This window comes from Parasphingorhabdus sp. W113 (assembly GCF_055693205.1).
Genome location: NZ_CM146328.1, coordinates 2,068,811 through 2,094,678 on the forward strand (window position 1 = coordinate 2,068,811; position 25,868 = coordinate 2,094,678).

Annotated in this window: 31 protein-coding genes; 7 read left to right on the forward strand and 24 right to left on the reverse strand. The window is 56.1% G+C overall.

Going from position 1 to position 25,868, the window contains the following annotated elements; translation table 11 throughout:
- Nucleotides 1-32: 32 nt before the first annotated feature.
- From fliD to ACZ1GS_RS09955, 17 genes are read right to left on the reverse strand one after another with little or no spacing between them, the layout of a single operon-like run.
- Nucleotides 33-1,388: a flagellar filament capping protein FliD gene (gene fliD, locus ACZ1GS_RS09875; RefSeq protein WP_472695029.1), complete on the reverse strand. Its 1,356-nt coding sequence runs from the start codon at nt 1,386-1,388 to the stop codon at nt 33-35.
- A 57-nt stretch (nt 1,389-1,445) separates the two neighbouring features.
- A complete protein-coding gene (locus tag ACZ1GS_RS09880; protein ID WP_472695030.1) occupies nt 1,446-2,588 on the reverse strand; it encodes an EscU/YscU/HrcU family type III secretion system export apparatus switch protein in 1,143 nt (380 codons plus the stop codon).
- Nucleotides 2,588-3,370 carry a flagellar biosynthetic protein FliR gene (gene fliR / locus ACZ1GS_RS09885; RefSeq protein WP_472695031.1) on the reverse strand — a complete coding sequence of 261 codons (783 nt, stop codon included), beginning with the start codon at nt 3,368-3,370 and terminating at the stop codon, nt 2,588-2,590. The genes ACZ1GS_RS09880 and fliR overlap by 1 nt, the downstream gene beginning before the upstream one ends.
- An 8-nt stretch (nt 3,371-3,378) precedes the next feature.
- Nucleotides 3,379-3,654 carry a flagellar biosynthetic protein FliQ gene (locus ACZ1GS_RS09890; protein ID WP_472695032.1) on the reverse strand — a complete coding sequence of 92 codons (276 nt, stop codon included), beginning with the start codon at nt 3,652-3,654 and terminating at the stop codon, nt 3,379-3,381.
- A 13-nt stretch (nt 3,655-3,667) separates the two neighbouring features.
- Nucleotides 3,668-4,429, reverse strand: a complete 762-nt coding sequence (gene fliP / locus ACZ1GS_RS09895; RefSeq protein ID WP_472695033.1) for a flagellar type III secretion system pore protein FliP — start codon at nt 4,427-4,429, stop codon at nt 3,668-3,670.
- Nucleotides 4,426-4,683, reverse strand: coding sequence for a flagellar biosynthetic protein FliO (locus ACZ1GS_RS09900; protein WP_472695034.1), 258 nt, complete (start codon nt 4,681-4,683; stop codon nt 4,426-4,428). The genes fliP and ACZ1GS_RS09900 overlap by 4 nt, the downstream gene beginning before the upstream one ends.
- A 2-nt stretch (nt 4,684-4,685) precedes the next feature.
- Complete coding sequence (gene fliN, locus ACZ1GS_RS09905) at nt 4,686-5,021, reverse strand: flagellar motor switch protein FliN (protein ID WP_472695035.1); 336 nt, start codon at nt 5,019-5,021, stop codon at nt 4,686-4,688.
- Nucleotides 5,018-5,905 (reverse strand): FliM/FliN family flagellar motor switch protein, encoded by an 888-nt coding sequence (locus ACZ1GS_RS09910; protein WP_472695036.1) that lies wholly within the window; start codon nt 5,903-5,905, stop codon nt 5,018-5,020. The genes fliN and ACZ1GS_RS09910 overlap by 4 nt, the downstream gene beginning before the upstream one ends.
- Entirely contained in the window at nt 5,905-6,492 is a 588-nt protein-coding gene (locus tag ACZ1GS_RS09915) for a flagellar basal body-associated FliL family protein (RefSeq protein ID WP_472695037.1), read from the reverse strand. Before ACZ1GS_RS09915 ends, ACZ1GS_RS09910 begins: the two co-directional genes overlap by 1 nt.
- Before the next feature lie 21 nt (nt 6,493-6,513).
- The gene (locus ACZ1GS_RS09920; protein ID WP_472695038.1) at nt 6,514-8,241 is read right to left on the reverse strand and encodes a flagellar hook-length control protein FliK; all 1,728 of its coding nucleotides are present in this window, start codon (nt 8,239-8,241) and stop codon (nt 6,514-6,516) included.
- A 59-nt stretch (nt 8,242-8,300) separates the two neighbouring features.
- Nucleotides 8,301-8,741 (reverse strand): hypothetical protein, encoded by a 441-nt coding sequence (locus tag ACZ1GS_RS09925; RefSeq protein ID WP_472695039.1) that lies wholly within the window; start codon nt 8,739-8,741, stop codon nt 8,301-8,303.
- Nucleotides 8,738-10,069, reverse strand: coding sequence for a FliI/YscN family ATPase (locus ACZ1GS_RS09930; RefSeq protein WP_472695040.1), 1,332 nt, complete (start codon nt 10,067-10,069; stop codon nt 8,738-8,740). The genes ACZ1GS_RS09925 and ACZ1GS_RS09930 overlap by 4 nt, the downstream gene beginning before the upstream one ends.
- The gene (locus ACZ1GS_RS09935; RefSeq protein WP_472695041.1) at nt 10,063-10,686 is read right to left on the reverse strand and encodes a hypothetical protein; all 624 of its coding nucleotides are present in this window, start codon (nt 10,684-10,686) and stop codon (nt 10,063-10,065) included. Before ACZ1GS_RS09935 ends, ACZ1GS_RS09930 begins: the two co-directional genes overlap by 7 nt.
- The gene (gene fliG, locus ACZ1GS_RS09940) at nt 10,679-11,707 is read right to left on the reverse strand and encodes a flagellar motor switch protein FliG (protein WP_472695042.1); all 1,029 of its coding nucleotides are present in this window, start codon (nt 11,705-11,707) and stop codon (nt 10,679-10,681) included. The genes ACZ1GS_RS09935 and fliG overlap by 8 nt, the downstream gene beginning before the upstream one ends.
- Nucleotides 11,700-13,436: a flagellar basal-body MS-ring/collar protein FliF gene (gene fliF, locus ACZ1GS_RS09945; protein WP_472695043.1), complete on the reverse strand. Its 1,737-nt coding sequence runs from the start codon at nt 13,434-13,436 to the stop codon at nt 11,700-11,702. Before fliF ends, fliG begins: the two co-directional genes overlap by 8 nt.
- 3 nt (nt 13,437-13,439) lie before the next feature.
- Nucleotides 13,440-13,775 carry a flagellar hook-basal body complex protein FliE gene (gene fliE, locus ACZ1GS_RS09950; protein ID WP_472695044.1) on the reverse strand — a complete coding sequence of 112 codons (336 nt, stop codon included), beginning with the start codon at nt 13,773-13,775 and terminating at the stop codon, nt 13,440-13,442.
- 8 nt (nt 13,776-13,783) lie between these two features.
- The gene (locus tag ACZ1GS_RS09955; RefSeq protein WP_472695045.1) at nt 13,784-15,076 is read right to left on the reverse strand and encodes a sigma-54 interaction domain-containing protein; all 1,293 of its coding nucleotides are present in this window, start codon (nt 15,074-15,076) and stop codon (nt 13,784-13,786) included.
- 309 nt (nt 15,077-15,385) lie between these two features.
- Between ACZ1GS_RS09955 and ACZ1GS_RS09960 the strand changes: the two genes are divergently transcribed.
- On the forward strand, nt 15,386-16,201 hold the full coding sequence (locus ACZ1GS_RS09960) for a flagellin N-terminal helical domain-containing protein (protein ID WP_472695046.1): 816 nt from the start codon (nt 15,386-15,388) through the stop codon (nt 16,199-16,201).
- 236 nt (nt 16,202-16,437) lie between these two features.
- Here the strand turns inward: ACZ1GS_RS09960 and ACZ1GS_RS09965 are convergent, their stop codons facing one another.
- The 7 genes from ACZ1GS_RS09965 to ACZ1GS_RS09995 all read right to left on the reverse strand — a co-directional run bounded on the left by ACZ1GS_RS09965 (nt 16,438) and on the right by ACZ1GS_RS09995 (nt 21,796).
- A complete protein-coding gene (locus tag ACZ1GS_RS09965; RefSeq protein ID WP_472695047.1) occupies nt 16,438-17,169 on the reverse strand; it encodes a sigma-70 family RNA polymerase sigma factor in 732 nt (243 codons plus the stop codon).
- Between the two features lie 11 nt (nt 17,170-17,180).
- Complete coding sequence (flhA, locus tag ACZ1GS_RS09970; RefSeq protein ID WP_472698112.1) at nt 17,181-19,313, reverse strand: flagellar biosynthesis protein FlhA; 2,133 nt, start codon at nt 19,311-19,313, stop codon at nt 17,181-17,183.
- A 146-nt stretch (nt 19,314-19,459) separates the two neighbouring features.
- Nucleotides 19,460-19,729: a hypothetical protein gene (locus tag ACZ1GS_RS09975; RefSeq protein ID WP_472695048.1), complete on the reverse strand. Its 270-nt coding sequence runs from the start codon at nt 19,727-19,729 to the stop codon at nt 19,460-19,462.
- Between the two features lie 44 nt (nt 19,730-19,773).
- The gene (gene flgM, locus ACZ1GS_RS09980; protein ID WP_472695049.1) at nt 19,774-20,061 is read right to left on the reverse strand and encodes a flagellar biosynthesis anti-sigma factor FlgM; all 288 of its coding nucleotides are present in this window, start codon (nt 20,059-20,061) and stop codon (nt 19,774-19,776) included.
- 74 nt (nt 20,062-20,135) lie between these two features.
- A complete protein-coding gene (locus tag ACZ1GS_RS09985; RefSeq protein WP_472695050.1) occupies nt 20,136-20,645 on the reverse strand; it encodes a flagella basal body P-ring formation protein FlgA in 510 nt (169 codons plus the stop codon).
- 24 nt (nt 20,646-20,669) lie between these two features.
- On the reverse strand, nt 20,670-21,161 hold the full coding sequence (locus ACZ1GS_RS09990) for a hypothetical protein (RefSeq protein WP_472695051.1): 492 nt from the start codon (nt 21,159-21,161) through the stop codon (nt 20,670-20,672).
- The gene (locus tag ACZ1GS_RS09995; protein ID WP_472695052.1) at nt 21,161-21,796 is read right to left on the reverse strand and encodes a MotA/TolQ/ExbB proton channel family protein; all 636 of its coding nucleotides are present in this window, start codon (nt 21,794-21,796) and stop codon (nt 21,161-21,163) included. Before ACZ1GS_RS09995 ends, ACZ1GS_RS09990 begins: the two co-directional genes overlap by 1 nt.
- Nucleotides 21,797-22,027: 231 nt before the next feature.
- Here ACZ1GS_RS09995 and flgB point away from each other — a divergent pair, with 231 nt between their 5' ends.
- Genes flgB through flgG form a run of 6 tightly spaced genes read left to right on the forward strand, consistent with a single transcriptional unit; the run spans nt 22,028 to nt 25,864 of the window.
- Nucleotides 22,028-22,372, forward strand: a complete 345-nt coding sequence (gene flgB, locus ACZ1GS_RS10000) for a flagellar basal body rod protein FlgB (protein ID WP_472695053.1) — start codon at nt 22,028-22,030, stop codon at nt 22,370-22,372.
- Between the two features lie 3 nt (nt 22,373-22,375).
- Entirely contained in the window at nt 22,376-22,780 is a 405-nt protein-coding gene (gene flgC, locus ACZ1GS_RS10005) for a flagellar basal body rod protein FlgC (protein ID WP_472695054.1), read from the forward strand.
- A 2-nt stretch (nt 22,781-22,782) separates the two neighbouring features.
- Complete coding sequence (locus ACZ1GS_RS10010) at nt 22,783-23,433, forward strand: flagellar hook assembly protein FlgD (protein WP_472695055.1); 651 nt, start codon at nt 22,783-22,785, stop codon at nt 23,431-23,433.
- A 29-nt stretch (nt 23,434-23,462) separates the two neighbouring features.
- Nucleotides 23,463-24,293 (forward strand): flagellar hook-basal body complex protein, encoded by an 831-nt coding sequence (locus ACZ1GS_RS10015; RefSeq protein WP_472695056.1) that lies wholly within the window; start codon nt 23,463-23,465, stop codon nt 24,291-24,293.
- A 22-nt stretch (nt 24,294-24,315) separates the two neighbouring features.
- The gene (locus ACZ1GS_RS10020; protein ID WP_472695057.1) at nt 24,316-25,062 is read left to right on the forward strand and encodes a flagellar basal body rod protein FlgF; all 747 of its coding nucleotides are present in this window, start codon (nt 24,316-24,318) and stop codon (nt 25,060-25,062) included.
- A gap of 13 nt (nt 25,063-25,075) precedes the next feature.
- Nucleotides 25,076-25,864: a flagellar basal-body rod protein FlgG gene (gene flgG / locus ACZ1GS_RS10025; RefSeq protein ID WP_472695058.1), complete on the forward strand. Its 789-nt coding sequence runs from the start codon at nt 25,076-25,078 to the stop codon at nt 25,862-25,864.
- The last annotated feature ends 4 nt before the right edge of the window (nt 25,865-25,868 follow it).

Genomic DNA, 25,868 nt, shown 5'->3' on the forward strand with positions numbered 1-25,868 from the left:
GGTCCTTTTGGTGTAACAGAAATCAGAAATTCTTAATTATTGTCGCCGTTCCAGATCGCAATTTGCTGCGTGAGATAGCTTTGGGTCGCTTGCAACTGCACCAGCTGTCGATCCATATTGGCAAAAGTACGGGTCAGCTGTTCTTCGTAACGGCTGCTATCTTCATCCAGTTTTTCTCTGGCCTCAACCAGGCTTTCGCGAATTTGCTCCAAACGGCCTTCCGACACTTCAAGCGCGCCATCATCCCCTTGCAGGCGATCGCGAATGCCTTGCAAGACACCGGCAATGCCCGGGTTGTTATCGTCGCTGACAACCGGATCGAGCATGTTCGAAACAGCCTCGGGGTCGTTTTCCAGCACCGCATCAAGGCGTGTGCGATCAACGGATAAAGTGCCATCGGTATTGGTCTTTACGCCAATGTCGGACAAGGCGCGAAACGGGCCATTGTCCACAAGCGCGGTCGAGCCGATCCGGCCCAGCGAACGCACCATGTCGCGGACGCCGGCGTCACCGGCCAACGGTCCAGCATTGGACCCCGCCCCACCCGGCGCGGTTGCGTCGTTCAAGGCATTGCGGAGCAGATTATAAGCATCGACAAATTCCGTAACCAGATTGGCAACCGTGCTGGTCGGCTGATCGCCATTGATGATAATCTCGGTCCCGGGATCCGCCGCATTCAGGCTGATCGCGATGCCGGGAATGGCGTCTTCAATCTGATTGCTGCTGTAGCGCAAATCGATGCCGTCAATGCTGACCAATGCATCGGCCGCTTCGCTGTTCAACGTCATCGAGGAACCGCCTGTATCGGGATAATTATAGGCCGCAAAATCGCCCGTCACCGTGAAGGTCTGATCGGCTCCCTCGGCACCTTCCAGTACCAGACGTGCGCCGTCATTATCAGTGATGATCGAGGCGGCAATACCAGCCCCGGAGGTGTTGATAGCGTTGGCCAGATCAGCCAGCGTATCGGCACCGGGATCGAGCGTAATGTCGAAACTGTCCGCGCCGCTCGTAATCGTCATCGTGCCCGTACCGACGCTCACGTCACTATCTGCAACCACCGCTGAAACCAGTCGGCGCGACGCCGCCAGTTGATTGACCTCCAGTGTAGCAGGCAAGCCCTGGGGCCGCTGTGTATCGGTAAAGCCAACTGTCGCCAAGGATGGTTGACTGGATACCAGATCACCCGAGAACGCACGGCCTTCAAGCAATTCTGTCAGAGCGGTCGCGAATGTATCAAGCGATGACGACGCCGACGCAAGCGCGGAAATCCTGACGCTGTTGAGTTGTTCTTTGCTGCGCAGTTGCGCCTCTTTCGGTCCCCGAGATGCCGCCAGCAAATCGCTGATGAGCTGGCCGCTATTCACTCCGGTTCCGGAGCCGATCAAATTTGATATTGCACTAAACATACCAAGCAGAACGGCAATCGCAGCGGATTATTTAGATCAGGTTTTGACTTTTCCGTCGCTGTCAAAATGCAGATCTTCGGGCAGATCGACAATCGGGCGATCCATTTCTTCTGCCAGCTGCGCATCGAGACGGAAAACAAAGGCAAGCACGGTTGCGACCGCAACATAAAGCCGCTCGTCGACCAATCCTCCAACGGGTGTGGTGAAGTAGATTGCCCGGGTGAGTTGCGGATATTGGAGCATCGGTACGGATTTCTCTTCGGCCAGCTGACGAATGGCATGGGCGGTAGCCCCTTTGCCGCGCGCCAGAACGACCGGAACCTGATCCATACCAGGGCGATAACGAAGTACGACCGAGAAATGCGTCGGGTTGTTCAGAACCACCGTTGCTTCTTCCATCGCCTTGCGTGCAGACCGCGACAAGGTCTCCTGCTGCCGCTGGCGGACGGCCGCTTTGGTCTCGGGAGACCCTTCGACCTGTTTATGCTCATCCTTGACCTCTTGCTTGGTCATCTTCAGGCGCTTCGTACGCTGAAACATCTGTGCCGGCACATCAATACCGGCAATCACGAACAAACCGACGGTCATCGCCAAGATGATGACAATGAACATGTCGCCGAAATTGGAAACGGCATGCGCAATATCCTGGTTGCCCAGTGCAAACATGTTGGGAAGATTTTCAAAAACCAGCCAGAGACCGATCCCCCCGAGCAAAATGACCTTGGCGAGCGACTTGCCGAGCTCCACCAGGCCTTTTGGCCCAAAAATCCGCTTGATTCCGCTAATCGGGTTCATCTTGTCCGGCTTGGGCTTCATGGCCGACCAGCGAAAACCCAGCGACCCAAGCAGGATCGGCGTGCCAATTGCGGCAATTATCGTAATGCCGAACAAGGAGAAAAACGGCACGACTATCTTCTGCAGCAAGCGGAAAGTTTGATCCGCCGGATTAAATTGCTCGATATCGTCAATCTGCAAGCTGAGCCCGCCGGATACCATCAGCGTCAGGGCTTCGATCAACTGGCTGCCCAGCATGGCGAAGGCCGCTGTGCCAGCCATTACAACCATCGCTGCCCCCAATTCCTTGGATTGCAAGACATCGCCTTTTTCAGCGCTGTCTTTCAGCTTCTTCGGGGTTGGTGCTTCGGTCTTTTCACCGCCACCGGGAGATTCTGCTGCCATCAGCCGACCCCAACGGTCAAAGCGCTATGTTCCAGCGATTGCATCAGCGCCTTGCCGATACCGTCAATCATCAATGGCGCGGCCATTGCCAGCATCACCAGCCCCAATATCAGTGTGGCCGGCAGGCCGACGGCAAACAGGTTCATCGACGGCGCCGATCGTGCCAGCAACCCCATGATGATTTGAACCAGCAACAGCGCCGATCCAACCGGGAGCGCGATGGCGAGGCCGGCAACGAACAGCGATCCGCCAAACTGCACAAGCCCGATCATCGCATCGGCCGAAAGCATTGCTCCGCCAGGCGGCAGGCTTTGGTAGCTGCCGACAATGATCGACGCGAGGATGAGATGCCCGTCCATTGCCAGGAAAATCAATGTGGCAACGATTGAGAGAAACTGGCCGATGACCGGTGTGGATTGCCCCGTTTGCGGGTCCGCCATGGACGCAAAACCGAGACCCATCGCGTTGCTGATCGTTTCACCAGCCACAAAAGCGGCACTATAGCCGATCTGAATGGTAAACCCGATCGCCAGGCCGATAATGACTTCACCGGCAATCATGATCAGGCCCGATACACTGATCAAGCCCGCGCTCGGAAGCTCGAAATCTGCAGCGCTCATGGCTGCAATGCCAAGCGCCAGTGAAATAACCAGACGCAACTGGACCGGCACGACCCGCGCGCCAGTCACCGGAGCTGCAAAAAAGGCCGCGCCCGGACGGATCATCGCGAACAGGCACAGCCACAGCTGTTCCTCTACGCCGTCAAATCCAGGTGCAATCATCGCTCGGACTAAGCCAGAAGCAACGGAATTCTATCATAAACATCGCGGGTAAAATCGGCGATGAGATAGAGAATGGAACCACCGAACAATCCCAGCATGGTTGCCACGATCATCAGTTTGGGGACAAAACTCAGCGTCGCCTCGTTAATCGACGTGGCCGCCTGGACCATGCCCAGCAACAGACCGCCGAGCAACGCGGGTATCAGGATAGGCGCCGCTGCAAGCGCGGTTATCCAAAGCGTTTGCTGGGCCATGCCGATCAGAAAATCACTATTGCCTGTCATCGTCTTTCCTCCGTCAAATCACAAATGAACCGGCAAGCGAGCCCATGGTCAGCGCCCAGCCATCCACCAGCACGAACAGCAACAGCTTGAACGGCATGGATATGATGGTCGGCGACAACATCATCATCCCGAGCGCCATCAACGTAGAGGCGACGACGAGATCGATGATCAGAAACGGCAGGAAGATCAGGAATCCGATCTGGAACGCGGTTTTCAGTTCACTGGTCACATAGGATGGCAGCAGAATCGAGAATGGAATATCTGCCGGCTTGGCCACCGGCGGTTCATCCGCCAGTTCCATAAACAGCTTCAGATCCGACTGCCGGGTTTGCTTGACCATGAAACCGTGAAAGGCATCACCGGATCGGCTTATGGCTTCTTCAATAGTAATCTCGCCTTCTCCATAAGGCGTATAGGCATTTTCATTCACCTGATCGATCACCGGTCGCATGATGAACAGCGACAGGAACAGCGCCAGTCCGACCAGCACCTGGTTGGGCGGTGTCTGGGTCAGCCCCAGGGCCTGGCGCAGGATGGAAAGCACGATGATGATGCGGGTGAAGCTGGTCATCATCAGGACCAGCGACGGCAGCACCGTCAGCAGGCTCATCAGAACCAGAATCTGCAGTGACAATGTCAACGGACGGCCATCGCCGGAAATATCTTCCAGCGCCTGCCCCAGCGCAGCCGAATTCTCGGCCTGTGCAAAGGCCGGTTCGGTGCCTCCGATCACAAGGATCAGGAACGTTAAAAACAGAATACCCGTGCGGATCATGATACGCGCTCGCCTTCGGCGATGCGATCGATACGGTTGCGGGAAACCGAGAGCAATATCTTGCGACCTTCAAATTCAACCACCGCCAGTTTCGCGAAATTACCCATCGGGATGGTCTCGAGCATTTTGACGCTGCGTTCTTTTTGCGCATTGAGCAACGCCGGCTGATATTTGCGATAGAGCCACAGCGCACCGTAAATCAGCACGCCCATGACGGGCAGAAGAATCAGCAGTTTTACGATATACAGGGTCATGCCTAGCGCCGTTCTACAGCCGGGAAGCTGATGCCTTCATTGGCCAGTTCCGCGACCCGCACGCCAAATTTACCGTCGATGGTCACGACTTCACCTTTGGCGACCAGAGTGCCGTTGACCATGATGTCGAGCAGATCATCGGATTGCCGATCAAGCTCAACCACTTCGCCTTCCTGGAAGGCCATGATTTCCGCAAGCCGCTTCGAAACCGAGCCGACTTCAACCGACAGACGCACCGGAATGTCGGCCAGCAGTCTGAAATTGCTGCCCTGCGGGTCGGCCGCGGGCTTTGCTTGTGCAACCGCTTCTGCCGATGGCGCTTCGTTCAAATCACTCATGATGCAATTCCCTGTTCAATATTTTCGATCTTGTAAGCCGCGCATCCGTTTTTTTCGCCGAGCGTACCCGCAGCAAATTTTCGATTGGCGACGAATAATGGTGGTTGGGTCCGCGGCGTGATCGGGATGACATCGCCGACTTTCATTTCAAACAACTGCGGCAAGGTCATGGTCGGTTGCGCCAATATCGTCCGCAACGGCAAATGCACCTGCTTGAGATTATTGGTCCAGCGCTGCTGCCAGAGCGGATCCGGAGCAGCAGCCTGTTCGGTGGTCTTTGTCTGGACCAGTTCCAGCGCGCTGTCCGCCGCATCGGCGGAATAGACCAGTTCGACGGTCCATTTGACGTCAGATTCCAGGCAGATGTCAAAAGCATGACACATCACCTGTTCGTCCTGATCACATAAGGTCAGATAGGAAACGCTTGTTTCATGGGTCAGAAAGGCGGGCTTCATCTCGGAATACTCTGAATAACAATCACCCAGTTTATTCAGCAAAGACTGTGCCAACCGCTGGATCAGTTGCATTTCCGTTGAACGGAAGCTGTCCTTGGTCCGCGTGATCACGCTGCCCAGGGTACCACCAAAATAGACTTCGAGCAGGCTCGACACCATCGCTTCGTCCATCCGCAGGAAGATTGCGCCCTTAAACGGCAATAGCCGATAAATCGAAAGGCTGGACAAGGCCGGCAAGCCGCTGGACCATTCCGAATAGGGCACAAACCGGATTTCCTGGGGATGAATTTCCACCGATTGGCCCGCGGCCTTTTCCATCACCGCCGCCAGACTGTCAGCATAACGGTCGGAAACCCGCTTCAGCGCGGTGACATCCTGCAGCCGATGCGCCGACTTCTCGGCAAATTTATGCGCGATCACTTCGGTCATTACTGAACCACGAAGCTAGTGAAATACACGTTGTCGACACCACCAAATCCGGTTTTGTCGTTCAGCACCTTGTTGATCGAACTGGTCAGCAATCCCTGCAGGGTTTCGCGTCCCTGCTGCGAGGCAATCACTTCCGAGTCCTGTTCCGCGATTGTCATCAGGACCGCAGACCGGATCGCAGTCTCATGCTCCTGGATATTTTCAATGACCCGTTCGTCATAATATGTGGACACCGCAATCGACAGCTGCGCAAAACTGCTGCTGTTCTTGAGGTTGGATGTGAACGGGGCCTCGATCGGGTAGTAGGTCGCCTTGAAGGCACTTTCGTTGAATTTAGGCTTGCCCGGCTTTCCGTCGCTCTTGGCGTCTTTTACCGACACTTCAGATCCGTCTTTTGCAACCAGTTTTGGTTTGTTGGGATCTTCTTTTTCGCCCTCCTCCGCCTGAACAGTGCCCGCAAGAAAATATCCGCCAGCGGCGCCGCCGCCGCCAAGAACGGCTACAAGCATCAGTCCGGTGATCAGTTTCTTGACCATACCGCCCTTTTTCTTGGGCTTTTCGTCCTCGGGTGGCTTTTCGTCCGCCATATATTTTCTCCTCAATCGCGGTTATGCATAGCGTGCTCCCTGACCGGATGGCCGTGTCGGCACGGTTTCGCCTGTGTTCGAAATAGTATCTGCAATTTCGGTGCCAGTTTTGTCCTGACCCGAATATTGGCTACCCGATTGTGTACTATTGCCGCCCGTACTGCTGTGCTGGAACGTAAATCCTGGCTGCGCATCAGCGGTTACATCAAGCCGCCCCAGCTTTGCGCCGGTCAGCTTGATATCCTGCTCCAGCCGTCCCTGCGCTGCGACAATCAGCGATTTGGCTTGCTCGTTGTCGGTTCCGAGATGAACGACATCACCATTGGGGCCCTGTTTGATTTCGACCAGCATCTTGCCGAGATAAGCGGGCTTGAGCTGGAAATTAATGCTGCCCCTATTATTGGCTATCTGCCCGATTTCCTGACTGAGTTTGGCCAGCCACTGGCCATCAGACGCCATGTCCAGCGTCCGGTTCACAACGGCGGGCGCGTTGGTAGCGGTGCTGATTGTGGTGCTCGACGACGGCGCATCTGCGATGATTGGAACACCAGCCACGCCCTGCGCCCCATTTTCAGGGATGATATTGGGAGCGCTGGAAGTCATCAGCGGTCCCGGCGCTACTACCCCGGACGGTTTGAGGGTATCCGGTGACGGAGCAATTCGTGATCCCGCCTGCACCAGGCCGTCCAGCGGTGTCGACTTTTGGACTTCCGGCCGCGTTAAACCGGGGTCCTTCGCTTCAACTGCCGTCACCGGCACGGACGGTTGGCCCATGGCCTGGCGGATAATCGCCTTGAGATCTTGCGCCGGCTGTGCGGAAGGTGGCATCGCCGTTGCCCTGGCCAAATCACCGGCAACCTGCGGAGCCGGAGAGTTCGTTATTGGCTTCACATCCTGGTCAGCACCCGATTCCGGCGGAAAGCCAGCCTGTGGCTGTGACCGAGCAATGTCTGGTTGAACGGTATTGGTCGATAGATTCTTGTCCGCGGGGACGTTCAAGTTCCGGCTGGATTGCGGGACAGCTATGGTCTGCGGCACATCTTGCGGCGCCCTGATCTCACCATCGGGTTCACCTTCCCCCGCAACAGCGCCAAAATTGGTCATTGTCGGAAGATCTGGCAAATTATCGGCTGCTGGCGGGAAGCCACCGGCAAATTCTTGCCGATCACTTTGCCGCCCGGTATTTTCGTTCACCAGGGATTGCGGCTCCGGTCCATCCATTGGCTGATTCAAAAGAGGCGGTTGCCCCGAACGATCCACCGCCGCGTCGACCACTAGTGGACCGTCCGTGCCAACGGCTGGCGGGTCCACGGGCCTAGAATATAGATCAGGAAACAGGGATGGATTGAGGAGCGCGTCTCGGCTGTTCCCAGGAGGGACAGATTGGGCCACAGATATTGAGCCATTCCGATCCTCGCCCGCAATCCCTTCCTCTGACGGCGAATGATTGGGGTTTTTGGGTGCCACACCCGGGTAATTCTGACTGAAATCAAGCAGTTTCGGCCGTAAATCCTGTTGCTCTATTGTGGTGTTTAAGGGCGTAGCCATGCTCGACCCGGAGAGGTCGGCATCCGTTTCTCCGGTGATTGCAAATGATATTTCTGGCGCCGCGCCATCGGCATTACGCCCGGCAGCATAGGGGGACGGAACCCCGTTCTGTTCGGGATTGTCTAGGGGCTTGAGGATCGGGATGACCACATCGTTCAACCGCAGAACAAATTGATCCGCGTCGTCCAATTTGGTGGTCACGGACGTTTTCCCCGCCGCGATGCTGTTACCCATTTGTGGTAGAATGTGATCGAAACCGATCATGGCTTGTTTCCTTCCGCGAGATATTCTTCCCTGAATCGGCGAGCTTCCGCCTGGTGAAATTGTTTCTGTTCGAGAAACCGCTGGTGATCCTTGCGCGCCTGTTTCAGGTTTCGTTCGGCAAAATCCTGTTTGAAGTTGGATTGACGCACCGCCTTTTCGAGCTCTTCCGCGACGCTATGGGTCTCTTCCAATTCGACGGTCTGCCGCATTTCGAGAGAGATGAGCCGATGTCCAAACTCAAAGCGCGCCGCCAAGGCACCGGAATGCGCACAATCCTCGACATCCAGCATCTGGCCCGCCATTTGGTCCAATTGTTCGCGGGTATGCTCGAGGCGCTGGATCTTCTTCTGGGTGTCGGCATGATTGCGTGCCGCCAGACGGCTTTGCACTTCGCTAATGGCCAGCATGCGTTTTCGAGACCGTAATTGCCTGGTCATTGTCCAAATCCTTCGGAAAGCGCCTGGATTGAAATGGCCCGCTCCAGACGCGTGTTGGGTGGTTGTGTGATGAATGAGAGTTGCTCCGGTCGCTTCACAATCGCTTCATCAAGCAACGGGTTATGTCCCTCTCGGTAGGCGCCCATGGTGATCAGGTCGCGATTGTCCTGATAAGTGGACCACAAGGCGCGAAAATGCTGCAATGCCTGAGCATGATCAGGGTCCGTAATATCCTGTGCCACACGGCTGATCGACTTGCTGATATCGATGGCCGGATAGACCCCTTGTTCGGCGAGATCCCGGGAAAGGATGATATGACCATCGGCAATGGCGCGCGCGGCATCCACAATCGGATCATCAAGATCATCGCCATCGGCCAACACCGTGTAAAAGGCAGTTATCGCCCCGCCGGTGGTCTTGTCGCGCCCTGCCCGCTCGAGCAGTTGCGGGATCAGGCCTATGGCGCTTGGCGGGTAGCCTTTCATGGTTGGCGGTTCCCCCGCACCCAGACCGATTTCGCGTTGCGCATGGGCAATCCGGGTTAGACTGTCGATCATCAACAGCACCGATTTGCCCTGGGCGCGAAAATATTCCGCGATAGCAGCCGCCCGATGCGCGGCCTTGATGCGGAGAATGGGGGAATGATCGGCGGGAACCGCCACCATCGTCATTTTCTCTGCGATCCCGGCTTCAGCGCTCGCTGCGATAAAATCACTGACTTCTCTGGCCCGTTCACCGATAAGCCCAACAACAATGACATCGACTTCTGATCCGGCGGTCAATTGGCGCATCAATACGGTCTTGCCCACACCGGAACCGGCGACCAACGCAACCCGTTGGCCGGATCCAATCGGCAAAAGCGCATTTAGCGCCTGCACGCCAACGTCCAGTGGTTCAGTTATCCGGCCACGGTTGAGAATATTTTCAGCCTGCCCCATGAGCGGCCATTCCTGCTCACTGACAATCGCGCCCTTGCCATCGAGGGGTTCCCCCAACGGGTCGATGACACGACCCAGCAAACCATTGCCGACGGGCACCTGCGCCGCCCGGACCACTGGCTTGACCAAGGCACCAACGCGGATCGCTGCATGCTGATCAAAGGGCGCCAAATAGGTTATTCCGGCATGGAAACCGGTGACTTCAGCGCCGACAACACTGCCATTTTCGGTGAGAATTTTCGCTCCGCTGCCGACCGGGACGTCAAATCCGGTGACGCTCAGCATGCCGCTGGAATAGCCTTGCACTTTTCCCCATTTCTGGGGTTCTGACGCCCACTGCACCGGATTGGCAGCAATAGTGGAAAAATGATCCTCATGCGCAGTCAGCATGACTGGATCCGGGATTCGATTTCCTCTTCAATCGCGGCGGTTCCGGACAAGATGACCCCGCCCTTGTGGAGCAGGCAAACGGATCCTGGCATCAGATCTCCGTCCACCACAACCGGCACAGGAATATTGGCATCGGCAAGCAAATCCGCATCCGCTGCGCTGACATGCAATTGGGCGCCCTGGGCATTGGCGTTGATCAGATCGACCGCTGCCCGACATCGGTCTTGCATCGCCTTTTCATCCATCTGGGCAGAACCGACCGCCTTGCGAAACAAGACCAGGATGGTTTCCCAGAAAACGGTGTTGAGTTTGCTGCCATCCGAAATTTGCAGCTTTTCCAAAGCGGTTGCCAGCCTGTCCTTTTGCTGCTGATCGGTGCCTGCTTTTTTCAAGGCCATTGCCTGACCGTCAGCAAATCCTTTCGCATAGGCTTCGGATATTCGTTTTTCACTATCGGCTGACGCTGATTCACCCGCAAGCGGACCGGCAGTCGGTGCAGCCGCACCGGTATGGGTGGTCTGAAAATGGGGAAAAAATTCGGTCTTGCGTACCGGAACCGGACCGCCTTCAACAAAGGCAGATTCCCCACCCTCGTTGGAATAAACAGCATCAGACAAAGTCATCACCTTGCGCCCCCAGCATGATTGTGCCGTCCTCAGCCAGAGCTCGGGCTTGGGCCACGACTTGTTTCTGCGCGGCGATCACGTCATCTTTGGATGACGGACCAAGATCCTCCATCTCGTCCTGGATCGATTGCGCGGCCCGGCTGGACATGCAGCCGAACATCTTGCTGGCCAGTTCGGGCTCAGCCCCTTTCAACGCCAGAATCAGCGCCTCGTTATCAACAGCGCGCAGCACCGTACCCAGACTTTTGTCATCCAGCTCGATCAGATCTGCAAAGACGAACATCTCTTCCTCGATCGATTTGGCCATGACCTTGTTGCGTTTGGTCAGCGCCTTGATGATCCGGCGCTCGGCCGCCTTGTCGAGATTGTTCATGATCGCGGCGGCTTCACTGGTGCCGCCACTTTTGCGGCCTGCCCCTTCTTCCGGCGTGCTGATCTGCCGAGACAGAAGCGATTCAATATCGGCGATAGCGCTGGCGCTGACGGTGCCCATGGTCGCGACCCGAAACACCACGTCATCCTGGAATTGTTCGGGCAGTTTCTGGAGAACCGCACCGGCGATTTCGGCTTCGAGATAAGACAGGACGACAGCCATGATCTGGGGATGTTCATCCCTGATCATGTCGGCAATTTCGGTGGCCGTCATCCAGCTCAGTTGATCGAGATCGGAACTGGCTTCCTGGGGCGCGATCCGCGTGAGCATATTGGCCGCCCGCTCGGGACCAAGAGCACGGTTTATCATGCCTGATATCTGTTGATCGGCGCGATAACCAATGGTTGTTCTGCTGCCAGCCCGGGTGACAAATCTGTCAAACACACCGTTAATTTCATCTTCGGAAACGTTCGCGATGGCGAACATGGCTTCGCCGATGCTTTGCACTTCGGCAGGCTTCAGCCGCGTCAATATTTCAGCGGCTTCTTCTTCCCCGAATAGCATCAGCAGGATGGCGGCGGACTCTGTCCCCGACATTGACTTGGGCATGTCAGCGGCATCAGGCGCGGCGTCAGGCATCGGCTGTCTCCGGTTCTCTATCGGCTTCCGCCAGAAGGTCTTGTACCGTCAGAGCGGCATGATCCGGATTTTGCCGCACGAAATTCTGGATCAGAGCCGCGCGTTCGGAATAGCCATTGGCAGAACTGATCATGTCGAGCGATACGGGCGCAGCGGATGCCCCAGGGCTATTGCCACTGCGTCCGAGTTCGCCTTTAATCTCTGATGCCAGCTGCAATTGCTCCGGTCCCGACAGTTTGGCAGATGCCTTGCCTGACCGTATTTTCTTGAGCAACGGACGGCCAATGCCGAATATCATGGCCAGTGCCACCAACAGGGCCGAAACGTTCCGAACCAGCAGCGACACCCATCCGGCTTCCCACCAGTTTTCCACGACTTCTTCCACAGGCAGGAACTCGCGCGCTTCGATTGCGACCACGTCACCGCGTTCCGCCTGGAAACCGATCGCGCCTTTGACGAGCGCTTCGACCGCGGCAATTTCTTCTTGCGATCTTTGGGTCTTTCCCGTCGGCGAGCGCAACGCGACCGCCACGGACAGCCGCTGCAACGTGCCAGCGGCTTCGCGGGTTACGGAGACTTCGCGGCCCAATTCGAACTGGCGGGCAAATTTTTCTGATGTGCGGGTCGTTTCCTGCTCATCCGCTTGTTGTTCTTGGCCATCATTGCCTGCAAATTCATCGGTCAATTCCGGGTCTGCAGGAGGGGTGTTAGACAAGGCGCCAGGAATACCGCGCGCATAGGCTGCATTCTGACCGGGTTCGTTGGACCAACTCCCCTGCTCTGATCGGATCTGCTTGTCATCGGCCGGGAAGCTTTCGCGGGTCGCTCTCTTTTCGGAGAAATCCATTTCCGCGTTCACTTCTGCGGTGAAATTATTCGCGCCAAGCATCGGTGTAAGCAAGGATTGCAAGGTCGCCCGATAGCGTTCTTCCACTTGGGACTGCACCATCAGATGCTGTTCCGCCTGATCCGAGGCGCTGTCCATCGCACTGCGCGACATCAGTCGCCCATTTTGATCCACCAGACTGACCGCATCGGCGGAAAGTCCGGGTACCGAACTCGCCACCAGATGCACGACCGACTGAACCTGCGCATCGCTCAGTCGCCTGCCACCATGCAGTTTGAGCATCACGGAAGCCGAAGGCTGGGAACGGTCGCGGATGAAAACGCTGGGTGGCTCGACAGCCAGGTGAACGCGCGCAGACTGAACGGCGTCAATGGCTTCGATTGTGCGCGCCAAGTCGAGTTCCCGCGCAGAGCGCAATTTCTCGTTCTCGACGGCACGGCTGGCGCCCATCGGCATCGACGAAATCAGCGCGTCACCATCGGGCGCCGATTTGGGCAATCCTTCGGCCGCCAGAGACATTTTCGCGCGATGATAATCATCTTCGGACACGGTCAGAGCGCCAGTGGAACTTTCAAAATCGAAACCGATATTCTGCTGTTGAAGGGCTTCTGCTACTGCCGCCTTGTCCGATTCCGGAAGGCCGCGGAACAGGTCACGCTGTGGGGCCTCGCGCAATGTCATCCACAACGCACCAGCCGCCACCAGGACACCAAGCATGGCGAGCAGCGGCAGCGCTTTGCTGACAGCAGGTTGTTGAAAGAAGGCCTTGAACTGATCCCCGATACCGGGCGCAGCCGCATAAGACGGCGTCGTCCCGGTTGGGATCAGATTGGGCGATGGGTCATTGATCTGTTGATCAGAGGTCAAGCTGAGTTCGGTCATGGTTTACACCGGCATCTTCATAATGTCTTGATAGGCATTGAGCAGCTTGTTGCGCACCTGCAGGGTCATTTCGAACCCCAGGGAGGCTTTCTGCTTCGACATCATCACCGCGGCGATGTCGGTGGTCTCGCCCGTCGTATAGGCCTTGGTGATGTCCCCTGCATCATGCTGCAGGTCATTGACTGCTCCAAGGGCGTTTGTCATCGCCGCACTGAATGCTGGCCTTGCCGCTTCCGCGGTTTCGTCCATTTTGGCCGCGGCGGCTTTCTGCAGCGCATCATTCTGAGAAATGATCTGCTTGCGCATCGCCATGAGTTGGGAAGTGTCAATCGGTTTCATGATCTATCTCACGCTGCCAGTTCGCGCATCTCGGCAAGCCGATAGCGCAGGGTTCGTTCCGAAATGCCAAGCGCACGGGCGGCTTCCTGGCGTTGGCCACCGGTTTTGTTGAGGGCATCAACCACCGCATCCAGCTGCGCCTGCTTTGCGGCCGCTTTCCAGTCTGCGGTGACGACGGCATCGGGTGGTCCGACCGGTGCCCGCGGCAATCGGCAAGGTTGCGTTTGCGCCGGCGCATCAATCTCGAGATCGTCCGCTTCAATATTGTCGCCCGCTTTCAGGATCAGCGCGCGTTGCAGAACATTGTTCAGTTCGCGGGCATTTCCGGGCCATTGGTGCGCCAGCAACATTTGCAAAGCATCATTGCTGAGCCAGGCAAAACGAGCCTCCTTGTCCTGCAGGCGCAAGAGCATCGCCGCCGCAATCGCGCGGACGTCCTGACGCCGTTCGGCAAGCGGCTTCAGATGAACCGCCATTACGTTGATCCGCCAGTAGAGATCTTCGCGAAAATTGCCGTCGGCAATTTCCTGTTCAAAATTGCGGTTGGCCGCCGCGACGATACGCACATCGACCTTGATCGGTGCTGTTTCACCGACCGGCAAGACTTCCCCTTCTTGAATGACGCGCAGCAACTTCGCTTGCAACGGAAGAGGCAATTCGGTGATTTCATCGAGAAAGATCGTTCCGCCATCGGCCGCACGAAACAATCCAGTGGCGTTGGTCTGGGCGCCGGTAAAGCTCCCTTTTTTATGGCCGAACAACATCGCTTCGATCATCGTCTCTGGCAAGGCGGCGCAGTTGACCGCAATAAATTCTCTGTCGGCCCGTTTGCTATTGTCATGGACGAAACGCGCCATGCCTTCTTTGCCGACGCCGGTATCACCGGTGATCAGCACAGAAGCATTGGATTGGGCGACCCGAGCAGCATAGGTCATCAGCTCGGCGCTCTCTGGTTCTCCGACCGCAGGATGGGCATTATGGCCATCATCCAGGCCAGTGCCGCTGCGGATCGCCTCGGCGATCAGGGCATATCCAAAGGACATATCCTGAAAGCCGAATGCGATGCGCAGCGGTAGGCCATGGCTCGCCCGGACCAGTTCGGGAGAGCTTGCATTGGGAGATATTATGATGTCGCGATGCGTGGCACACTCGATCTCATGGTCCAGAAACACGCAGATGTGGGAACGGTTTTTGCGTGCTTCCTTCTCAATACGAACAGTATGCAGTCGCGAACCGTTTAGCCAATTTTGTAAAGTTGGCAGTTCGCGCAATACGCCTTCGCTCAGTCCTACTGTTATCATAATATTCCCCAAATTCTGGTCCTGTGAAACTGTCGCTAAAATTTTTTGCAGCAGCTTCGTTCTTATCATCGCAAGCGCTGTGCCAGTTTTCATATTGGGTCATGAATGGCGGTTTTTCGGGGTTTTTCAGCCTGAGGCGAAACCCGCGTCAATCTTACGACGCGCAATCCGTCAAACCGATGACGCAGCGTCAATTTTATGACGTTTTTAACTTCTCGCTAAATCAATTCGGACGGTCGCCGTTCTTTCCAATCGAGGCCGCCGTTGATCCCTTTGTTGGCGACCCCGAATTTGAAAGGAATCGAATACATGACTGTTATAGGAACAAATGTTTCAGCAATGCGTTCTGGCTTTGCTGCAAACCAAGCCGAAATGAGCCTTGCTAAATCTATCGAGCGTCTCTCAACCGGCCGCCGGATTAACTCTGCTTCCGACGATGCTGCCGGTAATGCTGTCGCCACCCGGATGACTTCGGAAATCCGTGGCCTGAACATGGCGATCCGGAATGCGAATGACGGTATCTCCCTCGCCCAGACCGCTGAAGGCGGCATGAATGAGATTACAAGCATGCTGCAACGTATGCGGGAACTGGCTGTTCAGTCTGCCAACGGCACGCTGTCCAACGATGACCGTACCAATCTGCAGGCGGAAGTTACCGAGCTGATCGGACAGATTGGCGACGTGGCAACCCGGACCGAATTTAACGAAGTTGCATTGCTTGATGGTACCAACGCTTCGGTTTCGATCCAAACTGGTTCAAACGCAAGTGAAACGGTTTCGATCGCTCTGACCGACGTTGACGCAACCGCCCTGGGTGTAAACGCCCTGACGATTGCAACCGAAGCTGGGGCAACCGCTGCTTTGACCACGCTCGATACGGCGCTGGACACGGTAACGACCGCACAGGCAACGCTTGGTGCATCGCAGAACCGTCTGCAGACCACCGTATCCAACCTGAGCGACCGGGTGTCCAATATCACGGAATCCCGCTCTCGCATTGAGGACGTCGACTTCTCGTCAGAAACCACTGCTTTGGCAAAAGCGCAGATCCTGAGCCAGGCATCCACCGCGATGCTCGCCCAGGCGAACCAGAGCCAGCAGGGTGTCCTGAGCCTGATCCGTTAAGCGTAAAGTATCTAACGGTTTGATTGGTGAAGTGGCTGGTCCTGCTTCACCGATCTAATCCCCCGGCGCATATCAATCCCCACATTGGCGCCGGGGGATATTTTTTGGGGTGAACGAACCTGAGCACATTGCCATAGTGAGACACAGATCTTTGGCGGAATGAAAAAAAGAGCGGCCCAATAAATGGGCCGCCCAGGTTCACTCGCTAAATGGTGAATATGTCGAGGGTAGAGAGACTATTCATATGAGGCGAGAATCTTTTGCATCTTTTCAAGGGCCGCTTTTTTGATCTGGCACACCCGGGCCGCACCGATATCGAGTGTCCGGCCGATTTCCTCGAGGTTCATTTCCTCGATAAAGTAAAGCTTCAAAATCATCGCATCGCGCTCCGGCAAGGACCCGATCGCTTGCGCCAGCATCTCCTGCATCTGATTTTGTTCCACGGATTGATCCGCTGAATCGGCGCGATCGGAAAACCAGATATTCTGATCCGAATAAACTTCATCGATCGATTTCAGATCAACGGCGTCTGCATGGTCAACAGCAATGCGGAAACTTTCCTGGTCCATTCCCATCGCCGCGGCGACATCCACTTCACTCGGCTCGACGCCGTTTTTCTGATAAAGTTTTTCGGAGACCTGACGCAGCTTCTTGCGAAACTCCATGGCAGAACGGCTGAGATTGCTCTGCTTGCGCAGCTGGTCAATCATCGCACCGCGGATGCGCAGCTTTGCATAGTTGCTGAAACCAAGGCCGCGATCTTCATAGGTTTGCGCGGCCTCCACCAGAGCAACCATTCCAATCTGCAACAGGTCTTCCACTTCAACCATGCTCGAGACACGACCATGGACATGCCACGCCAGTTTGCGCACCAAAGGCAGGTGACTGTTGATCAACTGCTCCTGTGACAAAGCGGCAGGTTTTGGGCCATAGGTCAGTCCGGCAAGGCTGGGATCATGATAACTCATGCGGGCTCCTTCTATTCAACAACTTCTGGAGAAGACGGGTTTGCGCCAGGAAACTGGGTCGGACGACCACCGACGACGGCGACGACTTCGACCGCTTTGTCATCTGGCAATTCCTCGAACGACAATATGGGGGTTTCCGGGAAACTGGGTTTCAACAGTTTCAGCAAGGTACGGCGCGCCAAGGGCGAGGTAACGATCGCAAATCTGCGGGCCTCCGCTTGCACGGGGCGTGTCGCGTCCTGAACCGCGCTGACAATCTTCGTCGCCAGTCCGGGTTCTACCGGATGGCTGGCCCCTGCCCCGGTCCGGATGGCTTGCGCGAGCAGGCTTTCCAGCTCGACGTCCAGAGTGACGACCGGCAATGGCATTTTGATCGGTACGAGCGACTGGATGATCAGCGAACCGATCCGCTTGCGCACACCGTCGACAATATTGTCGAGTGATGGGAATTCGCTGGCCGCATCTTCGGCCGCCGCTTCGACCATCGCTTCGCTCAAACGGCGGAAGTCTTTCAGGGGCACACCTTCAATCAACAGCGAGCGACAAATCGCCATGATCTGGAACAGGCTGAGCGGTTTTGGAGTCAGGCCGTCGACCAGCTGCGGCGCAATCTCCTTGAGATTGTCGAGCAGCCCCTGGGCCTCGTCCATCCCGAACAGTTCCGAAGCATTGAGTCCGACCAGATGATTAAAATGGGTCGCGATCACGGTGGCGGCATCGACAACAGTATAGCCAGAGACCACGGCTTCGCTGCGTTTTTCCGGAGATATCCAGAGCGCGTCCAGACCAAAGGTCGGATCTTTGCAGCCCTGCCCTTCCAGACTGGAATCACTGTCACCACTGTCCAGCGCCAACAGGTCATCAGGCCAGGCCTGGTCTTCTCCAAGCGTTACGCCGTTAATCTGGATCCGATAAGAATTGGGGGCAAGCGCCATATTGTCTTTGACCCGCACCAGCGGCACAACAAATCCGAGCTCGCGGGAAAGTTGGCGGCGGATGCCTGTCAGGCGCTGCATAAGCGGTGCACCCTTGCGGTCGTCGACGAGCGGCACCAGACCATAGCCGATTTCAATGCCAAGGACGGCGCCGTCGGTGACATCGCTCCAGGCGATGTGATTTTTCTGCTCCGGCGTTTCGACAACGGGTTCCGGCTCGGCCGCTTTTTGCGCCTTGCGTGACAGCTTCCAGGCGCAGAAGCTCGCAACCGCCGCGATCGGCAGGATCACCATATGCGGCATGCCGGGCAACAGTCCCATAACGGTGAGGATCGCCGCAACCGGGATCCAGGCCTTGGCGTTGCCGAACTGGCTACCAATCTGACCGGACAGATCCATCGGAGAAGCGACCCGTGTCACAATTGCTGCCGCCGCGATTGACAACAGCAAGGCCGGGACCTGAGCCACGAGCGCATCACCGACCGCCAACAGGACATATGTCTGTGCGGCGTCGGACACTGGCATGTCGTGGCTGGCAACGCCCAGGATGATGCCGCCGATAATATTGATGACCAGAATAAGGACACCGGCAACGGCATCGCCTTTGACAAATTTCGAAGCACCGTCCATCGAGCCATAGAAATCTGATTCCGTCGCAACTTCCTGGCGCCGTTCCTTCGCTTCTTCCGGGGTTAGCAAACCGGCATTGAGATCTGCATCGATTGCCATTTGCTTGCCGGGCATCGCATCAAGGGTGAAACGCGCCGTCACTTCGGACACGCGCCCCGCACCCTTGGTGATCACGACCAGATTGATAATCATCAGGATGGCAAAGACGAAGATACCGACGACATAGTCACCGCCGATGAGGAAGTTACCAAAGGCCTCGATCACATCACCGGCCGCATCAGGGCCATTATGCCCCTCAACCAGCACAACGCGCGTCGAAGCCACGTTCAACGCCAGGCGCAGCAACGTCGCGAAAAGCAGCACAGTCGGAAAACTCGAAAAGTCGAGTGGCTTGGCCGCGTTCAATGCGACCATCAGAACCGCAAGCGCGATGGTGATGTTGATGATGAAGCCAATATCAAGAACCAGCACCGGAACCGGCAAGACCATGAACACCACAAGCAACAATGTCGCCAGTGGCAGAATGCCTGCCCTCGCGGTGTTGCCGAGCTGTGCTTGGCGAGACGACAGAAACTGCATCATGGATTTTCACCATACAATTTCTGCGGTTCAATTTTCTGTGATTGGCGGCGCTGCATCTTAAATCCCAAACATTGTTTAGGGTTAGATCAGCAAAGGCCGTGCCAGTTTTGGTTTCGAAAGCCCTGAGGCGAAATTATTTTCTATCAGCCTGCTTTGCGGCTGTCTTTATAAAGCGGCGCCATGGGGGTTCCCATTGCCTGCGCCAAATTCATGGCGCGTTGTTCATTCATGTTCGTCAATTTATTGACCCGGAATCGAGCGGCATCAATATGTTTTGACAACAGATCCAGACGCCCTTTGACGGCATCTTCCTGGCGCCAGACACCTTGCGATTCAATCTCGGCCACCATCGGTCGAAGGGCTGCCGCAGCCTCGATAATCGAGTCAGCATCCTGGCCATCCAGCGCTGCCACAAGATCTTCAAAGCCGGCCTCCAGCTGTACGATCAAATGCTCGCTCATGACGATTGACGCACCGGGCTGTCAAATTCCATGATTTTTGCCGCGATTTTCATTGGATCCACCGGATATTGGCCATCGGCAATGGCATCACGAACGGACACGACACGGTCAAGATCAACCGGCATGCCCTGTTTGACCATGTGATCGATAGCCCCCGACAGCGCGGCGCTGACGGTGGGAGAACGGCTTTTTTCCGCTGCCACCTTATTGTCCGGCTGCGGCGCTGTTTCAACCCGGCCGGCGCCGACGGTGCGGCCCTGGATCTGGTTGGTAATATTGATCATCACAGACTCCTTATAGTCTTTCTGATTGTAAGAACGGATAGTGAGAGACTTTGTTTAGGATCATTAAAAAATAATTAGTATGACGGCAGCGTAACCCGCCCAGGTCCTTGTATTTCCGCCAATATTGGTGCGGACTTGCGCGTCGCGCGGACCGGGATCACATCGCCAATCGCACCGTTTTTGTCTGCGGTCATCTGGCGAGAAATCGTAAAGCCGCTTTTCTTGGCGACCATTAATACCGGTTGGCCCCGCTTGATCACCACGGTATCGGCGCGCTTCGCGATACCGCCCTGTTGCGAACCCAATAGCGGCACCGATATCCGCCAATTCAAGGCTTCGCAATGGATCGTGATCAACCCGCTGTTACGCCGTTCGAAAACAGCTTGCTGCGGGCATTTCTTGAGCCGTAGCCGACGATCGATCACGTCACGCGACGATCGGGGCGAATCTCCCGATTCCGCAAGATGAGTGAGCAATCTCTGCTCCAGATCCGGTAAGGATTCCAGCAGTTGAGCGGCGGCTGGTGATAGCGCCATGGCAGCAAAGCCCAGCGTGGCGGCACATCGAAAAGCGGTAACGAACATAATCTAAACCTCGCAATAATTTCCTTATTGAGAAGCAAGGGTCGTGCCATCCCCGTTTGGTTCTTCTTCGGGAGCACGCAATATTTCGATCCGCAATTCCTGGATCAATTCGTTTTCTCCCGCAATCTGTTCGCCAAATTCAATCGCATCGCTGTCAACACCCGCCGCATTTAGAGCGCGCGCAAAAGCAGCCATTCGCGCGGCTGAAAGCTCCCATTTGTCGAGGCGTGCAGAAACATCCGGCCGGCCGCTGATGGCGAGCCGGATCACGGTTTTTCCGGTCGCATTGGATGCAGCGATTTCTGCTGCTTTTTTCTGTCCCAAAGCGTTGATCATCGCTTCGCCGGAATCAAATATTTCCGCTGATTGAAACGTGAACTGCTTGATCTGCCGTGATGACGTCGCCGTTTCGGCAACCGCAGTTGGCTGCACCATTGACAACACCACAAACGCCAGCATCAACAGCGTCAAGTCAGCAAAGGCCAGTGACCAGCGATTGGACCGACTGATGCGCATTATCCGAGCTTTTCCTTCTGGACGAGCGTGATCAACTTGTCCGTGAGTATCCGTTGCCACTTGAGCTCTTCCGAAGACAAGCGCAAAAACCGCTGGGAAATTGGTGCTGCAATGACATTGGAGAGTATCAAACCGTACAATGTGGTCAGCAATGCGAGCGCAAGCGCCGATCCGAGATTTTCCGGATCACCGAGGTTCACGAACATGCGAACGAGACCGATTATGGTTCCGACCATTCCGATCGCTGGCGCGATATCAGCCACCGTCATCCAGAAGCGAATAACACTATTGTGCCGGGCTTCGCGGTCATCGAGATTAGCACCCGCCCACTGGGCGAAAGACCGGACATCACCGTCGGTCGCCAACAGGCTGGTCGCACGGGATACAAATCCGTTATCTGCACTCACTCTGTCAATGCATTGCAAGCCTTTGACATCGATAATGGCTTCGACCCGGTGCAGCGCCTGACGCGCGATCTGCGCATCGCGCACTGGATCCGCGCGCAGCAAAACCGTCCAGGCTGAGAAACTGCGCTTAAAGCCGGCAATGCCTTCTTGCAATCCGACCACGAGGATCGATCCGAACCAGACCAGACACAGGGCCAGGGGATCAAAAAGTTCCAGAATCGGTTGCAAGTCACTCTCCCCATTTTGACCAAAAAAGCACGCGGCAAAAGGCTGCCGCCGACCGGCAAAATTTTGCCGGTGCAACGGGAATGGTCCATCTTCCGCGTATGTAAATGGCCAAATTCCAACGAATTTCGAATCTGGCACAGTGCTTGCGAATTCACTCAGGCACGATGTCTATCATTCAGAACGGATGAGCCGGCATCAGATTTAACAGAAACATAATCTGGGTAATATTCGATGGATAAAGTTTTTAGCATATATGGAGACGCGCTAGCTTTGCGGTCGCAAAAGCTGAATCTTTTGGCATCCAATATCGCCAATGCCGCGACGCCGAATTACAAGGCGCGCGATCTCGACTTCAGCCGTGCCATGGGTTCGGTGATGAACGGCGAGACGACATCCAACAATGTCGATGACCATATTGCCTATCGCGTGCCGCGCCAGCCTTCTCTGGATGGCAACACGGTGGAGCTTTCCACCGAGCAAACCCTCTTTGCCGAAAACGCGGTTCAATATCGCACCACGCTGTCTTTTCTTGAAGGCCGCATCAGCACGCTTCGGCGCGCCATGAAAGGAGAATAGCAAATGGCTGGTCCAATGAACATTTTCGATGTCGCCGGACGGGCAATGTCCGCGCAAATGACTCGTCTCAACACGACCGCATCCAATATGGCCAATGCGCGCTCGGTCGCGCCGACAGAAGCCGAAGCGTTCCGTGCCCTCAAGCCGATTTTCAAAACCTACTCGGACAGCGCCGAGATGGCGACGGTCGATGTCGAGCGGATTATCCAGTCCGACACCCAACCCAAAAAGCGCCATGACCCAACCAATCCCATGGCCAATGACGAAGGTTATGTCTGGGAAGCCGGTGTCGATGAATCCACCGAGATGATCGAGATGATCGATGCCGCCCGGCAATATCAGAACAATGTGCAGGTCTTGCAGACCGCAAAATCCTTAATCCTCGAAACCGTAAGAATGGGTAAATAATAATGACCACCATTACCAACTCACTGCCTGCGAATTTGGGCATCGCCCAACCGATCGATGCCACTGGCGACGATACCCTGAATCAGGAATCCTTTCTGCGCCTAATGACCACGCAGTTGCAGAGCCAGGATCCGTTTGACCCACTCGACAACACGGCGATGGTCGGACAAATGGCGCAATTTTCCAGCGTCGCCGGCATTGCTGAAATGAACGTGTCGTTGAAAGCCATTGCCGGTAACATGACCGACAATCGCGTCGGCGATGCTTCCAGCTGGCTGGGCCACAATATCCTCGTCCCCGGCAATATCGCTGCGCCTAATGGCTTCGGTCAATATGCTGGTGAATTCAACCTCGACACCCCATCATCCAATCTCTCGATTGATTTCCTCAACGACCGCGGCGAGATCGTGCAGGCCATTGAGCTTGGCGAACAACCCGCCGGTCCAATCGCCTTCCAGTGGGATGCCTTAGACAGTCAGGGCGCGCCCCTGCCCCACGGCCCGTTGAAGGTCCGCGTCAATGGCGGAGCGGTTTCCGGTCTGTCGTCCTGGACCACGGTTGAGGCGGTTCAGTCCCCGGCCGATGCATCCAATGCCAGCCTGCTCACGCCGCTGGGCGAATTCACCGTCTCTGACGCTATCCGCCTCAGCTAATCCATTCGCTATTTTGAAGGAGAACTACCATGTCGTTTTATACCTCACTATCAGGACTTAAGGGCGCACAAACCGACCTTTCCGTGATTTCAAACAATGTTGCCAATGCCGGTTCTATCGGCTTCAAGCGCAGCCGCGCAATTTTTGGTGACCTGTTCGCCGCAGCGCCGACCCAGAGCACCAGCTCGGTAGCGGGTCAGGGCGTGCGCTTGAACGGAATTGCCCAGCAGTTCACCCAAGGCACACTGGAAGCCACCGAGAAGACACTGGACCTCGCGATTGCGGGCGACGGTTTCTTCGCCGTTCGCGGTCAACCCCCACGCCAGGATCTCAGCTTTACCCGTAACGGCGCTTTTGGCACCAATGCCGACCGCGAAGTGATCGATACCATTGGCAGCAAAGTCCAACTGTTGCCGGTTGACGCAAATGGTGTGGTAACATCCACTGCAATTGCCGACATGACCGACTTTGTGCTGCCGGTTTCCGACCCGGCAGATCCGACGGCTGTTCTGGCCAATATTTCGGTCAGCAAGGAAGGATTGGTTGTCGCAACCTTTGGTAACGGCAACACGCAAAATCTCGGTGCGGTGGCAATGTCTTCCTTCACCAATTCCGAAGGTCTGCGTCCGATTGGTGATGCGCACTGGCAGTCGACCGGCGAAAGCGGGCCACCACAGATTAACAGCGCTGCCAATGGCCCGCTGGGCAATATCCGGTCCGGTGCTCTTGAACGCGCCAATGTCGATCTGACCGAGGAGCTGGTCTCGCTGATCGGAGCCCAGCGGAATTTCCAGGCGAACGCTCAGGCGATCGAAACGGCCAATACGCTGACCCAGACGATCATCAACCTTCAGGTATAATTAGGACTGGGATAGCCCGACCATGGACAAAATGATTCACAGCAGCCTGACCGCCATGCGCGGGATCATGGCCAAGCAGACCGTCATCGCCAATAATATGGCGAATGTCGACACGACAGGATTTCGCGCCGAAATCGTAAACGCCAAAGCGCGGCATCTGACGAGTGATCAATTGGACAGTCGGGCTATAGCAGACGAACGGGTTTACTCTGCCAACCTGCAAGCCGGCACTGTTGTATCCACCGGCCGACCACTGGACGTTGCCTTGAAAGGCGATGCCATGCTGTCGGTCCAGGGACCCGATGGCGAACCGGCCTATACCCGCAGGGGTGACCTGCAGATTAGCGAAACCGGCCTGGTGACAACCGGAGCTGGCGAACCGGTACTGGGAGAAGGGGGGCCGCTTGTTATTCCACCGGCCGACCAGATCAGCTTTGGTCGTGACGGTAGCGTCATGATCCTGCCGCAAGGCGATACGACGGGCATCATGCAGCAAGTTGATCGTCTGGCGCTGGTATCCTTTACCGGCACCGACATCGTGAAAGGCAATGACAATCTCTTCCGCGTTCGCGGCGGTGGCGCTTTGCCCGCTGATGCCGATGCCAAATTGACGCCCGCGTCGCTTGAAGGATCGAACGTCAACATGACCGCATCGCTGGTCGATATGATCGAAGCCAGCAGAGCCTGGGAAACCCAGGTCAAATTACTAAAAACAGCACAGGAACTGGACAGCAGCAGCACCAATTTGATGCGTCTGCCGGGTAGCTAGAGAGGAACAGAAAATGAGTAATGGAGCCTTACAGGTCGCCCGCACGGGTCTCGACGCACAAAATACCAAGATGCGCGTCATTGCCAACAATCTTGCCAATGTGAACACCAATGGCTTCAAGCGCCATCGCGCCAGTTTCGAAACCCTGGCCTATCAGCATAACATCACGCCCGGCGCACCCTCCACTGGCCAGAACCAATATGCCATTGGACTGTCTTTGGGCACCGGCGTCGCGGTGCAAGGAACCGCGCGAATTGAAACGCAGGGATCGTTGCAGACAACCGGAAACGCACTGGATATTGCCATTCAGGGGAATGGCTATTTTCAGGTCGAAATGCCGGACGGACAAACCGGCTACACCCGCGCCGGCAATTTCAGCCAGACCGCAGAAGGCACATTGGTGACCCCAGGCGGCCTGCCACTCATTCCGCAAATCCAGATTCCGCAAGGCGCATCGGGTGTCACGATTGGCAGCGACGGAACGGTTTCTGCAACGCTCGCTGGATCGACCGACGTGACCCAGCTCGGGCAGATTGAAACGGCGTCTTTTGTCAATCCGGCCGGATTGAAACCCAATGGCGACAATATTCTGACCGAAAGTCCGGCCAGCGGAGCGCCGCAAGTTGGTGCCGCCGGGATCGAAGGACGCGGCGCGCTGCGGTCCGGATCGCTCGAACAATCCAATGTGAATATCGTCGAAGAGCTGGTCGACATGATCGAGACCCAGCGCGCCTATGAGGTCAACAGCAAGATGATCTCCGCGACCGACGAAATGCTTCAATTTGTGAACCAGCAACTGTGATCGG